The sequence below is a fragment of the Paenibacillus taichungensis genome, assembly GCF_013359905.1.
Taxonomy (GTDB): domain Bacteria; phylum Bacillota; class Bacilli; order Paenibacillales; family Paenibacillaceae; genus Paenibacillus; species Paenibacillus taichungensis.
In genome coordinates, this window is record NZ_JABMCC010000096.1 from 112,465 (window position 1) to 125,979 (window position 13,515).

Sequence of the window (13,515 nt, forward strand, 5' to 3'; positions counted from 1 at the left end):
GCAAAATCACGTTAAATATTGAAATATTAACCTATTGAAGCAGGTTGAGTTGCTCTTTTTTAAAATGCTTCAAGAATACCGTGAAGTCTGATCTTTATGAATAAAACAGGTGAATTGACTCTGGAGATTTTAGTGAAAATGTGGACTGATATGTTTGGATGATTCTGAATTCAGATATTCTAGAGCATTCTCGTAGAGGTTGAGGAGAGCAGAGCTTATTGAATAAATCAGTCCCGATCAAATGTTTAACATACAGGTGAGGATATTGATTGTGTATTATTACATCTCCACCATCAGAAATGCATGTGATGCAAACATTTTGTCTTTCGAAGGGGCCATTCCTGAGTGTGAGAGTTTGTTGAAGCTACGGTGAAAGGAACGGAAATTCGCTTGGCCAGTGGTAATACTAAATTCTTAGGCTACGTTCAAAACAGGAGCGTCTTTTCTATATAAATACCCCTTCAATAATTGAAGGGGTATTTATATAGATGTATACCTTGCCAAATCAAATGTTGTTCATACTTTAAATCAAATTATGAAGTTGCTGTTGGAGATTTTTCACTTTCTCCCTTTCTTTGCTATTTGGAAAAAGGTGGATATTTTCTGCTAGTTTAATCACTGCCTGATTTGGAGGACCTATCTCTTTGGCTAGTTGGGCATTCTCAATGATTTCACAAAGTTTCATAGCGACAAAATTAGATAACGTATGGTAAGCATAGCTAAATGCCTTGAGATTTAATTGCTCATCATTTGTCTCTTGAAGAGGCTGTAGTTTTTCCAGCTGATCGGGAAGCTGAATTAACGGTATGAGTAGATTCGATAGTCGTTTAGCTGGAAGAACTTTTAGCAGTTCAACAACCTGATTATACAGGTACACATGAGTAGTATAGTCGATGAATTGTATCTTGGAAATCGGTAGAGCATACTCAAGAAAATTGGATAGTGAGTTGGTATCAGAGATCCAATTTTCTACAGATTTTTTTATATTATCTTCATTTTCCAATTCACGCCATAATGTGAATATGAGATGCGCATCCTCAGACAAGTATTTCTGCGAGGGGGGGGATCTCAGTTCTGAGGATAAGTTTGCTTTCATGGTACTCTGAAGTTGCTGCTGCAAATCTGTTCTCTTTCTAGCAGCGAATCTGTATACGTGGGCGCTGAGGGCGATATTTGCATATTTAATAAAGCTCAGAAGCGCCTCCTGAGGGACATAAATTATCAGATCCCGCGTTAAACCGACTAGACTGCTCTGTTCTGCTGTGTACGATAGTTTATCTTTATCATACAGCGAGGAGAAACGTAAAGATACAGCGAGTAGTAATTGACTTAGCTTGGTTTTGGAGTCGTGGAACTTAGAAATTCTACGTCGGATAGCGTCATTCGTTTGATCTGGAGTAAACAGATTCATGAAATCGGAGTATGTCTTAAGAATCGATTTCTTATCACTGTTCTCCAAGGCAGAAAGGAGTCCATCGATTTGTTTGTTGGATGCTTCTTTTTCAGGTAATCCATACTGGAAGTATCGGTTAAATACTCTAGAATTAGTGATACTCAATTGCGAATCCCGTACTAAATTTAGTTTTATTTTATAATCGGGGTTCCACAATTGTTCACTATAAGGCAGAAGCTCTTTAAGTAAATCTTCGTAGATTGGATAGTCGGGAAACAGTGTGATGAATCGTACCCGTTCCTTTTCTACGTCTGCTTGATGTTCCAGGAAGTATGTCGAATTTGCATAAATATAATCATACAAGTTCGGTTTGTTGACCTTCACCATCAGGAGAAGAAGCAGATCTTTCAGCTCAACTTCCTGATCGAGCATTCCAATCATCAGTTCCCACATATTCATAAGTCGCTTCAGGGTTCGAATATTATATTTTAGACGAGTGATGTATTTGGTCAAAACCGACTTATCAATATTAATCATAGTCTTGTCTAGATCTTTCATTAAAGAAGTCAACATATTCCATGCCAGTTCTCCGAGTTCTGTTTGCCCCACCCGCGGCAGATATACTGGTAACTGTATGAATTTTTCCAGATATCTTCTGGCCTGTTCCGAAGTATTCTCATTCGGATCCTGTTGATACATCCCCTGTAGAGATTTGACTATGATATTCTCATCTAACGCCAAAATGTAGGTTATATTTGGAAAGTCAGCTACGAGTCTTATCATTTTAAGAATTGTCTGTATTTCCTGTGGGTCAAGTCGATCAAGATCATCTATGAAGACATAGATTGGCCTGTCCAGTTGCCGAAGAGAGTGTTCAATCTCACCTTTCAGTTGTGTGAGGCTTGTGTCACCACTAGAAATTGTTCTATCTATGATATCTTTGAAAGAAAATGTAATGAAGCCTTGTTTCATTTGAATTGAAGAGAATAGTTTAGCATATGCTGCTAATTCTCTTTCTAATTTAGGTTTATAAAAGAAAGTTGTTCGCAGTTTCTCTGACATTTGTTCGAGGAAATTCTGGATAATATTATGATTATCCTTACCGAAGTACCAGGGTTTGAAATTAATCTGTATCGTATCATCAGGTAAAAAAGATTGGAGAAAATTGAAAACAGAGGATTTTCCACTACCCCATTCTCCCATGATTCCTACTGAGTATCCGCCTTTTTCATGTCGATTAAGGTAGCTCACAAGATGCATTGCAAATCGTTTTCTCTGTAGCATGTCTTCTTCAATTAATTCAATTGGTCTGTCTATTGCAGAGTCTTGATATGCATAAGATAAATCCTCTTTTTTATTATGTAACATATAACCTATAATGCATGAAATGAACATATAAGCTAGAAATGTAGCGAAAATAATCATAAAAATCCGATCTATATAAGGGAGAATAGTGCCTGGTAGAGGTTCAAGTTGCCCGATAATATAGGAAACAATCGATCCTGTACATATTCCTACTAGAAACGTATCGCCCTTTAAATATCCAAATGGTATCCAGGTGCGAGGAGAACGAGCACCGAAAGCGATGTATAAAAGGACTACGAATATAACCCCAATAATCGTCATGGATTTAATAAAAATCTCAAGCATCGGATGACGAAGCATCATGGTGAATATAATGTCGCTGTTCAACCGGAAAAGTAGTGATATTCCGCTATATAACAAGAACCAAAGCATTCCCCATGCCGTTTGTCTGAGCAAATGTTCTATGTATCGGGCATTATTGTTTTTTTTCGGTTTTTGTAGATCTTCGATTGCTTTCTTCATTTGCTCGTCATCTTCAATGGAATGAAGCTTTTGAAGAATTTGCTCTTGTTCTTCTAGAAGGTTGAGTCTTTGAGTTCTATAGGAGTTTAACTTTTTTTGTTCTGCTTCCTTGAATGCATTAATATCTCGTTTGTTTTGATACCTTCGTTTTATTTCATCTTGTAGCTCTTCTTCGTTTTTGGAAGTTAACAACTTCATTTCGTATCCGTACTCCTTCTCTAGAAATTATATTGTGCATAATGCTATTTTAATCGTTCCCTTTAAATAAACAATGTCCTATATAGATTTATACTTTTTCTTTTCGTAAAAGGGGATATGGGATCTATCTCGAATAGTATTAATGTTAAAAGTTATAATTCAAAGGAGCACACTAATGTATACGCCACCGACTGCTTTACGTTCAGTGCTCAACCCTAAATATCTGGAGCATGTATTGAGTGATCAATACGACATCGGATCGTGGGAAGAATGTTTATTTTGGCTGAGAGGGTTAAATGATACTTACCGGGTACGTACTTCTTCTGGCATGTATATTCTTCGTGTCTACCGTACTGAAATTACGGAGGTTGATGTTCAGTACGAACTCTCCCTGTTATCTCAATTAAAGGGCATTTTAGGTTCATCTGTACATACCGATATTGGAGAACACATCGAGAAGAAAGATCATACTGAATATACGGTGCTGGAGGCCGCGGAAGGCAAGCGGGTTGCTGTGATGTTTCGGTATATAGAGGGTATCGAGAACAACCTTGAAGATGAAGAGTCGTGTTACGCTTTTGGTCAGTCTGCGGCTGAGCTGCATAAAGCGATGGACCAAGTGGTATTGGAGCAGCCGCGATATGAGTTGGATACGAAGTTTCTCATTGACGAACCTCTTGAGCGAATCATCAACTACATCGGTGAAAAAAATGAAGCATCATCATTTCTACATACGTTTGCTAGAGCGTTAAAAGAACGCATCGGCGTCGCATCCAAACAAGGTTTGGACAATGGGCTGTGCCATGGCGATATGCATGGGAACAATAATGCTTTTCAACAGGGTAATCAGTTCATCCATTATGACTTTGAGTGGGCGGCTAATGGTTGGCGTGCCTACGATCTGGCGCAGGTGAAGGCTCGAAAGAGACAGTCTGGTGAGCAAAAAGAAGTGTTATGGAGTGCGCTCATAGCGGGATATCGTTCGGTTAGAAGCTTCTCTGCCGAAGATGAACAGGCTGTTGACCTTTTTATTATTGCTCGCCGATTCTGGGTTATGGGTCTGGATGTTGCTTTTATCGAAAGTGATATGGGCGCGCTGGATTATGGTTCGGATTGGTTGGATAGTTTCGTGGAAGAGTTCCGGGATAAGGGAATTGTTTAGCGGTGATGACTAACAGCAATGATGGATTCAAATGAAGTAGGCCTTCTGGATGGTTCCAGAGGGCCTCTTTTTTTGTAAGATGCATTTCATGACCTTTACTTAGTTCGATGAAGTCGAAGCTACGACGGCAGCCGATGTTGCAGCAGCGGCCATGGCGGCCTGTTGGGCAATGATAATGTTGGTGATGCTAGTGGAGACCGTCGTGGTCAGGACGCCATTTCGAAGATCCTCCACATATTGCACGGCCACCAGCGAGGACGAGAGCAGCAGCAGCTCCTGTTTGTTGATTGACCAGGCACCAAAGCCCTTCTGTGTACGCAACCACTCATACGTTTCCTCAACTTGTTCTACCAGCGTATCTCTGTCAGCGGGCAGTAGAGAGAGGATCCCCAGAGCCGGCAGGGTGTACATTTTGTCTAATCGTATTCCCCGTCTGCGGAATGCCTCATTTAACGCTATCACATGAGTGCCTGCCTCCGGATTATCATCACCTAGGACCAGCACCTGCGTTAATGCCTGCACACTATTGCCTGGTGAGAACTCAGGTTTTAATTCTACATAGAGTTGCTCCATACGGGTCACACCGGATTCCACGTCGAGATCGGATAGGGCCAGCATAGCTGCAAAAATATAGTCGTCCTGTCCGGTAAGAAAGCGGTGTTGGGCTTTCATGTGATCATAAAATGCTTTGGCTCGTTCGACCTTATGCTCGAATTGGTCAGTCGTCGCGTGAGCTGCAATCTGATAGGCGGCAATAACCAGAAAATCGGACGTACGAAATTTGATTTTTTTCATCAGATCATAGATAAGCAGGGTGTCTTCCAGTTTCTTTTCCTGATCTGTTGTAAGTGAGAGCAAGGTGGCGACGCTGATCGCCGAATTTCCCCTGAAGGCCGAGAAGAGATTGGTGTGTTGCTTAATCAATTCATGACTTTGGCGAATGGCTTCGCCATCGGCTTGTTTATTTTCTGCTGCATATAAAAGGGCTGCCAGACGGTGCATCATCACATTTTGCCACTTGAATGATTTTTTGATGATCTGAGTGTTGGAAACGAATAATTCGACTCGTGCAGCATGTTGCTCTTGCATAAGCAGACCTCCCGAATGATTGGACCTTTTCTCCAGTTTACTATAAATGGGGCCTCCCCGTTCACAGAAAAAAGCACCCCAACAGAAGTTTATGGAATCCTTGGCAGGCTCCAATTTGTACTTCTAAGAGGTGCATTTTTGATTAAAACTGAAAGAGTTCATGTATTTGAATCTGTATATAAGAATGGATACTATGTGTTCGTTGTACTGTTAATTGAAAGATATGGTATAGGATACGGAAGGGTACAACGTCGTGGACGCTGGTACGCGTTCTACCACAGTGACCAGAGTGCCAGGATTGTAGTAAGCTGAACCGCCGTTGTAATTGTTGTTGTTTACAATGGCTGTCCCCAGGTCGATTGTCGTATTATTGTAGCTCCAGTAGTAGTGCAGTTGAAGTGCATTGGCTGCGGAAGCAGTAATTTTTACGCTTGTACCGGTGGTTTTGGCATTAGGGAGAATGTAGGCGTATCCTTGACCAGCAGTGAGTGTATTGGAATAGCTGCCTCCATAACTTACGATGGCGGGATTCGCTGATGCGGTCAGGCCGAACATAAGGGATATGCCCATAAAAAATACAAATAATGTGGTGCTTAGTTTTTTCATCGATACCTCATCCTTTCAAAATGAAATGTTTTAAAGTGTAAGCTCACTAAAACGAAAACCTTTTCGAAAATGGATTGAGACATCCTCCTTTTCTCAGTTTATGTTAGCGTTAACATTCCTGACGGCTATAATATATACCAATAAAATACAGTTGTAAATAGCGATTAAATGACAGGATAGATTGTACGAACTGTAATCCTTCACGGACGACATAGAGCGTTACATTTCCTTTCTAATTCCTTTCAATATGTTATATGTTATGATATTTGCATCTTCAAAAGTTTGGTTGAAGGGGCATAGCGTATGAATCAGAGCATACAACAGTTTAAAGCGGATTTTTTCAAAGCGTTGGCGCATCCGATGCGAATTCAGATTCTGGAGCTGCTGAGCGATGGGGCGAAAAATGTAAATGAACTGCAAAGCATTCTGGGATCGGAAGGTTCCGCCGTCTCGCAGCAGTTGGCTGTATTGCGCAGCAAAAACGTTGTCCAGGGATTAAAAGAAGGAACGACAGTTACGTATTCGCTTCGTGACCCTTTGATTAAAGACCTGCTGGCCGTTGCTAAAAAGATTTTTGACAATCATTTGGTTGATGCCATTTCCATGCTGGAAGACATTCGAAAAGATACTTAAACACATTAAACAAGAGGAACCGGAAGCAAGTTCAGGTAACTTCTTGTTTTTTGCGTTTTATGAGGGTAACTGTTGTGAACATTACGATTGACAGAGAGCACAGACCGGAGTAGTCTTTTTGTTATATTCAAATATTCAAATATATAAAGAAAAGAAGGTTAAGACAGATGAAATGGATGGGGAGATTTGCAGGATACAATGCTTCCGCTTTTCGCAAGGATCTGTTATCCGGACTGATTGTGGGCATTATTGCGATCCCGCTCGGAATGGCGTTTGCGATAGCTTCCGGAGTCAAACCTGAGTATGGTCTGTATACAACGATAATCGCGGGCGTTCTCATTTCCTTGCTGGGGGGATCCAAATTCCAGATTGGTGGTCCAACGGGTGCATTTATTCCGATCCTCTTCGCCATTGTCATGCAGTATGGATACGAAAATCTGCTGATTGCCGGGATGATGGCGGGATTGATGCTTGTACTTATGGGCGTTTTCAAGCTTGGCGCGTTGATCAAATTTATTCCAAGACCCGTGACCATTGGATTTACGGCGGGTATTGCTGTGATTATTTTTAGTGGGCAAATTGCGAATTTTCTGGGGCTGAGCGGCATTGAGAAGCACGAGGATTTCTGGTCCAATATGAAAGAAATCGGTGTGCATATCTCGACGGTTAATATATACAGTTTGTTGACAGCTGGAATTTGTCTGGTTGTTCTTTTGCTTGTGCCAAAGTTTGCACCAAAGGTACCAGCCTCGCTGCTTGGTCTTTTTCTATCCACCGTCGTGGCTGCACTCTTTTTCAAGGATCATGTGGCTACGATTGGCTCGACCTTCGGTGTTATTCCAGGAGCGCTACCCCAGTTTCATATTCCAGAGATCACATGGGCTCGTGTGGTGAGTTTGCTGCAGCCCGCTTTTGTCATCGCCATGCTGGGCGGTATCGAATCGCTTTTATCAGCTGTTGTTGCGGATGGCATGACCGGGAGCCGTCATAACAGCAATCGGGAGCTGATTGGGCAGGGAATCGCGAATATGGTGACACCGCTATTCGGCGGCATTCCAGCAACAGGGGCCATTGCGCGTACGGCAACGAATATTAAATCCGGTGCAGTATCGCCATTTTCTGGCGTTATTCACGGCGTTGTTGTGTTGCTGGTGCTTGTTCTCTTCGCACCATATGCGTCCCACATCCCTCTTGCCAGTATGGCCCCGGTGCTGATGCTGGTTGCCTGGAATATGAGTGAGCGGAGATCGTTCATACATGTAATGAAAACCAAAACGAGTGATTCACTCGTACTACTCATTACCTTTTTGCTCACCGTTTTTACGAGTCTAACCACCGCTGTGGAGGTGGGATTGATCCTTGCGGTCCTTCTATTCGTGAAGCGCATGAGCGAGATGCTGAAGGTTGCCAAAGTGCTGCCTGATCCCGATCACAAGCATGAGAAGGTTATGGCGCATATGGTTCATGAAGGGCATGATTGTCCGCAGATCAGTATGTATACGATTGAAGGCCCTTTGTTTTTTGGAGCGGCAGATCTGTTTGAGAAATCGGTGATGGATTCAATTCATCAAAGACCAGGTATTCTGCTGCTGCGTATGGGGAAGGTTCCTTTTATGGATACAACAGGTGAAGCCAACCTTGCCAGTTTGGTAAAGCATTTTGAGCGATACGGTGGCATGATACTGTTTTCAGGCGTTCAGGCACAGCCCTTGGAGATGATGAGGAAAACGGGTTTAATGGAGTGCATTCATCCTGATCACATGTTTGAGCATACCGGTGAAGCCATCAATTATGCATTACAGCATCTAAATCACCAGAAATGCCTAGGCTGCAAGCATTTTGCTTTTCGTGAATGTGCTGTGTTGTCGCGAGAGGGTAATGTTGCTGAACGGCAAAGTATGCTGGAGTCTACCTCCATATAATCTGGAATTATCGTTCTGATCGAAGCTTCTTCACACGGAGGGAATTGGACGAGTACTTGCGTCTATATTTGATGGGGATGCTACTTTGTTGTACGGCTTGATTGAGAACACTAAGTCAAATGTGTAAGTCCGGTGACAAGCATTGAATGCTCTGGTTATTCTGGTTTTGCATGGCCTGCTGCCCATTTATTCGATGAATCCGCTTCCTTACATTCCTTGTTGTATTTCTGCGGAACATCTCGTACAATTTGGTGAAGTAATTCTGCATTGCGTTAATGTGAATATGATAATGTAATCTTACAACAAGAAGCTGTACACCAGAAAAGGGGAGAATCGTTTGGAATCAAAGCAACTATCTAGAGGGCTAAAGCCTCGCCATGTAGAGCTGATTGCACTCGGAGGTACGATCGGGGTCGGATTGTTCATGGGATCGGCAAGTACGATCAAATGGGCAGGTCCTTCAGTGCTACTGGCCTATTTGCTGGCCGGGATCATTATCTTTTTTGTCATGCGTATTATGGGGGAAATGTTGATTCAGGAGCCTGTCACCGGTTCATTTGCCACATTTGCTCATAAGTATATCAGTCCACTCGCCGGGTTCCTGACTGCCTGGAGTTATTGGTTCCTCTGGGTCACGGTTGGTATGGCAGAAGTCACCGCGATTGGGATTTATGTAGGCTACTGGTTTCCGGATATTCCACAATGGCTGCCTGCCTTGGCTGGCGTGCTTATTATTGCGGCAGCGAATCTGGCAGCGGTAAAGTACTATGGAGAATTCGAATTCTGGTTTGCACTGATCAAGGTGACGGCTATTGTCTTCATGATCGTGATCGGAACCGGACTGATCTTCTTCGGCTGGGGGAACGGAGGGCAGCCCATTGGGCTAGCGAATCTGGTGAGCCATGGCGGATTTTTCCCTGGAGGCATCAAAGGTTTCCTCTTTGCCCTGTGTATCGTAACGGCAGCCTATCAGGGTGTCGAAATGGTAGGGATTACGGCAGGTGAAGCGGAAAATCCGAAGATCACGCTGCGTAAAGCGATCAAAAACATCGTGTGGCGTATTCTCATTTTTTACGTTGGGGCCATCTTTGTCATCGTGACATTGTACCCTTGGAATGAAGTGGGAGAGACGGGAAGTCCGTTTGTTCTGACGTTTGCCAAAGTCGGGATTGTCGCTGCAGCGGGAATTATCAACTTTGTCGTGCTTACCGCCGCGATGTCGGGATGTAACAGTGGGATCTATAGTGCAGGACGTATGCTTTACACGCTTGCGGAGAATGGACAGGCACCGGCCTTTTTCAAAAAGCTGTCCAAAGGCGGGGTTCCCCGCAACAGTATTATCATTACGATTTCCTTGCTGCTGGTGGGTGTGGTACTCAATTATCTGATGCCGGACTCCAAACTGTTCCTGTACATCTATAGCGCAAGTGTTCTTCCGGGGATGGTTCCATGGTTCGCGCTAGCCTTCAGCCAGTTCAGGTTCAGAAAGCGTTGGGGTAATGAGATGGGAGACCACAATTTTAAGTCCAAATGGTTCCCCATCAGCAACTATATCATCATCGTATATCTGACGCTCGTCATTATCGGTATGGCATTTAACCCGGATACGCGGTTACCCCTGATTGTCGGGGCGACATTTATGGCGATCGTTGTGATCGGATATTTCGTATTTGGCATAGGAAAAAGACAGCGGGTAGATGCAGGCGAAGATCACTAACCTTATATTATAAAATCGTTGATGTTAATATCATAATATCATACGTGCATTCCTTGAATACATGGGAGAACCTTCGGGAGATCCAATGTCATACAGGGGGTGCATTTTTTTGTTTTCAAAATTCATGCTTGAATCTCCTGTAACTGGAGGTTTTATGATTGGAAATAGAAGAGCTGCTGCACGGTATTTTAATTTTAATTGTGGCAGAGAAGGGGGCAAGGAATAGTGAGAACACTAGAATGGATTTATCTTATTTTCAATGTAGTGATGCTGGTGTGGTTGATTGTGTGCCGAAACAAACCTCGGAAAATGGTGTGGGGAGGATTGATCATATCGGTTGTATTATTGTTGGTACATGGGGTGATTGAGGGAATGCGTTGGCCCATGATTCCGGCGTATCTGCTCACATTGGTTCCGCTGATTGTGTTAATCGCTAAGAGGTCAAAATCAGCCGACGTGCGGAAATTCGGACGTGTTCGAATCATCGTGACATCGCTGTTGGTATTGGTATACGCTGCCGTGACGATGGGGCTGCCACTTCTGTTCCCGGTATTTTCGTTTGATAAACCAACTGGACCTTACGGAATCGGTACGGTATCCTACGATTGGACGGATGAGAGCCGGGAGGAATTGCTGACGAGTACTGCCGAAGACAAACGGGAACTGATGGTGCAGATCTGGTATCCAACGGATAAAGACACCAAGGGTACAACGGCTACTTATGTGAATGATCCGAAAGTGTATGCAACAGCCTTTAATGATGTACTGACGCTGCCAAAGCTTCTATTTTCAAGCCTGAGCCAAGTCAAAACCCATGCTATTCAGGAGGCATCATTGTCTGATGCGGAAGCCAAGTATCCAGTCATTCTTTTCTCTCATGGCCTACATGGATATGAAAACCAAAATACGTTCCAGGTGGAGCAACTGGTCAGCCAAGGTTATATTGTTGTGGGCATTAATCATACGTACAGCAGTCTGGTCTCGGTGTTCCCGGATGGGCGTGTGGCGCAATTTGAATCGGAGGGCAAGGAAGGATTCGATCAACTGCAGTTCAATTATATGGACAAGCTCAACGAGACATGGGTGAAGGATGCGCAATTTGTGCTGGATCAAGTGGAGAAGCTGTCTGCCAATGATGCAAACGGGCGTTTTAACGGTCATATGGATCTGGACAACATAGGCATGTTTGGACATTCATTTGGCGGGGCAACAACCGTACAGATGCTGATGGATGATCCGCGTGTCAAAGCAGGTATGAACATGGATGGTGTATTGTTTGGAGAAAAGCGCATTCCTGCTGAAGGTGTAGGCAAACCGTTTTTCATGATGAGCGCGGACACAACCGTTGCAGGTACAATTGTAATGAGTGACGACGAGATTGCAGCTATGGGCACCACTCGTCCGGAAGCCGAGAAATACTACGAAGAAGTGTATGCACGTTATGAACCGGTGACCGCGGGAGGGAACTACTGGATGGAGCTGAGTGATACCAAACATTTAAGCTTCTCGGACCTCTATCTGGTATCTCCCATTCTGGAATGGTCACAGGGTGTAGATGCAAGGAAAGCACACCAAATTGTAAATGATACAACAATCGACTTCTTTAACCACTATCTGAAAGGGCAACCGCTCCAGTTGGACAGTGAAGTGGGAGAACACACATCTTATTCATTGAAAAAAGGTTGAATCTAATAATGGAAGAGGACTGAAATTCAGTCTTCTTCCATTTGTTTTAACCGCAGTCGCATGCCTTCCTGTAACAGATTAATGCCGTCTACGATCTGGCTCCATTCAGGATTCACGATCTTGCAGAGTTTGTTAAAACGAAGGATGCGCTCTGTTACGGAGTCGAGCATATATCGAGCTTGTTTACGGAAAAATGCTTCCGGATCTCCAGCATGTTCAATACTGGCGTACATCATCACAAAATCCCACACCATGCTTTGCACTGCGGGGCTATCTAACGGCCAACATTTGTCCAGAGCTTCGGTGGCACGAATGCGGAGGATCTCCATTTTTTTCACCCAGGCGTCTGCTTCAATCTGTGGACGATTAGCCATGGTGAAAAACGGGAGTTCGAGAAGGGCCAGATCGGCGATATAGGCCGGATCGTTTATGATTTCCTGGATTTCCCTCCATGCCAGTGTTTGTTGGGCGGACAGCTTTGTATCTTTCATCATGTATTTATCGAAAAAATGCAGAAACGAAACTCTCCATTCATGCGGAATACCATCCAGCAGCTGAGATTCTTCCATTTTGGCCGAAACGAATTGTTTTCTTTTTTGGGCATTGGCGGTCAGCGAATCCACCAGGCTTGAAACATAGGTTAGAGAATGTCCGGAATGGAGTGTATTTTCCTTTTCATGTTGTTTCGCTTGTTGCAGAATGGAGAGCATGGAATTCATGGTCCCGATCTGAGTTTCCAGGGCTTCAATCTGTAGATCCAGCGCCTGTGACACGCCAAGTTCACCGGACATCAGCTTGCGAATATCCGATATGCCAAAATTCAAATAGCGAAGCGTTGTGATGAGTTCCAGCCGCCAAACGTCTTGCGGTGTATAGAGCCGGTGACCACCTTCCGTATGAAAAGAGGGCCGCAGCAACTCGATTTCATCGTAATATCGAATCGTTTTGACAGTTGAGCCGATCATTTTGGCAGCTTCACCGATCGAATAGGTATCTTTGTTTTGGTTCAATGAAATCACCTCAGGATCTATTATACAACCTCCAGTAACTGGAGATTCAAAGTCGGAAGGTTTGCCATGGAAATGTTTAGAGCCAGTTTAAATTCCATTCATCTCGGTTACAAAGGAAAGAGTGCAACTTTTATGAAAACAACATAATAAATAAATTTAAATTTACATGATAACGAAGAGCGCAGAAATAACATGTAGAAACGAAGTGTTCGCCTTTATCCCCGGATTTTCCCCCTTATAAAAGGAGAGAAAAAAATCTGGGGATAACAGCG

10 protein-coding genes are annotated in these 13,515 nt (G+C 43.4%); 6 read left to right on the forward strand and 4 right to left on the reverse strand.

Annotation, left to right across the window (positions count from 1 at the left end):
• Positions 1 to 523 precede the first annotated feature (523 nt).
• The gene (locus HP548_RS04140) at positions 524 to 3,418 is read right to left on the reverse strand and encodes a KAP family P-loop NTPase fold protein (RefSeq protein ID WP_175380978.1); all 2,895 of its coding nucleotides are present in this window, start codon (positions 3,416 to 3,418) and stop codon (positions 524 to 526) included.
• Between the two features lie 175 nt (positions 3,419 to 3,593).
• On the opposite strand from HP548_RS04140, the gene HP548_RS04145 reads away from it, so the two are divergent.
• Positions 3,594 to 4,580: a phosphotransferase gene (locus HP548_RS04145; protein ID WP_175380979.1), complete on the forward strand. Its 987-nt coding sequence runs from the start codon at positions 3,594 to 3,596 to the stop codon at positions 4,578 to 4,580.
• A 99-nt stretch (positions 4,581 to 4,679) separates the two neighbouring features.
• On the opposite strand, the gene HP548_RS04150 is transcribed toward HP548_RS04145, so the two are convergent.
• Together HP548_RS04150 and HP548_RS04155 are read right to left on the reverse strand one after the other, a co-directional pair.
• Entirely contained in the window at positions 4,680 to 5,669 is a 990-nt protein-coding gene (locus HP548_RS04150; RefSeq protein ID WP_175380980.1) for a DUF4003 family protein, read from the reverse strand.
• 210 nt (positions 5,670 to 5,879) lie between these two features.
• Positions 5,880 to 6,275, reverse strand: coding sequence for a hypothetical protein (locus HP548_RS04155; RefSeq protein WP_076291640.1), 396 nt, complete (start codon positions 6,273 to 6,275; stop codon positions 5,880 to 5,882).
• Between the two features lie 303 nt (positions 6,276 to 6,578).
• On the opposite strand from HP548_RS04155, the gene HP548_RS04160 reads away from it, so the two are divergent.
• From HP548_RS04160 to HP548_RS04175, 5 genes are all read left to right on the forward strand, one after another.
• Entirely contained in the window at positions 6,579 to 6,908 is a 330-nt protein-coding gene (locus HP548_RS04160) for an ArsR/SmtB family transcription factor (RefSeq protein ID WP_076291641.1), read from the forward strand.
• Between the two features lie 167 nt (positions 6,909 to 7,075).
• Positions 7,076 to 8,830, forward strand: coding sequence for a SulP family inorganic anion transporter (locus HP548_RS04165; protein ID WP_175380981.1), 1,755 nt, complete (start codon positions 7,076 to 7,078; stop codon positions 8,828 to 8,830).
• A 337-nt stretch (positions 8,831 to 9,167) separates the two neighbouring features.
• Positions 9,168 to 10,547: an amino acid permease gene (locus HP548_RS04170; protein WP_175380982.1), complete on the forward strand. Its 1,380-nt coding sequence runs from the start codon at positions 9,168 to 9,170 to the stop codon at positions 10,545 to 10,547.
• Between the two features lie 158 nt (positions 10,548 to 10,705).
• On the forward strand, positions 10,706 to 10,915 hold the full coding sequence (locus HP548_RS33060) for a hypothetical protein (RefSeq protein ID WP_217504616.1): 210 nt from the start codon (positions 10,706 to 10,708) through the stop codon (positions 10,913 to 10,915).
• Positions 10,916 to 10,919: 4 nt separating this feature from the next.
• Entirely contained in the window at positions 10,920 to 12,233 is a 1,314-nt protein-coding gene (locus HP548_RS04175; RefSeq protein WP_246317914.1) for an alpha/beta hydrolase family protein, read from the forward strand.
• A 26-nt stretch (positions 12,234 to 12,259) separates the two neighbouring features.
• Here the strand turns inward: HP548_RS04175 and HP548_RS04180 are convergent, their stop codons facing one another.
• The gene (locus HP548_RS04180) at positions 12,260 to 13,243 is read right to left on the reverse strand and encodes a MerR family transcriptional regulator (RefSeq protein WP_246317916.1); all 984 of its coding nucleotides are present in this window, start codon (positions 13,241 to 13,243) and stop codon (positions 12,260 to 12,262) included.
• Positions 13,244 to 13,515: the final 272 nt, after the last annotated feature.

What these genes read in the sequence shown, in the direction of transcription:
- HP548_RS04155 (WP_076291640.1), bottom strand. Translation starts at nt 6,275, where the DNA reads ATGAAAAAACTAAGCACCACATTATTTGTATTTTTTATGGGCATATCC.
- HP548_RS04145 (WP_175380979.1), top strand. Translation starts at nt 3,594, where the DNA reads ATGTATACGCCACCGACTGCTTTACGTTCAGTGCTCAACCCTAAATAT.
- HP548_RS04165 (WP_175380981.1), top strand. Translation starts at nt 7,076, where the DNA reads ATGAAATGGATGGGGAGATTTGCAGGATACAATGCTTCCGCTTTTCGC.
- HP548_RS04160 (WP_076291641.1), top strand. Translation starts at nt 6,579, where the DNA reads ATGAATCAGAGCATACAACAGTTTAAAGCGGATTTTTTCAAAGCGTTG.
- HP548_RS04150 (WP_175380980.1), bottom strand. Translation starts at nt 5,669, where the DNA reads ATGCAAGAGCAACATGCTGCACGAGTCGAATTATTCGTTTCCAACACT.
- HP548_RS04175 (WP_246317914.1), top strand. Translation starts at nt 10,920, where the DNA reads ATGCGTTGGCCCATGATTCCGGCGTATCTGCTCACATTGGTTCCGCTG.
- HP548_RS04140 (WP_175380978.1), bottom strand. Translation starts at nt 3,418, where the DNA reads ATGAAGTTGTTAACTTCCAAAAACGAAGAAGAGCTACAAGATGAAATA.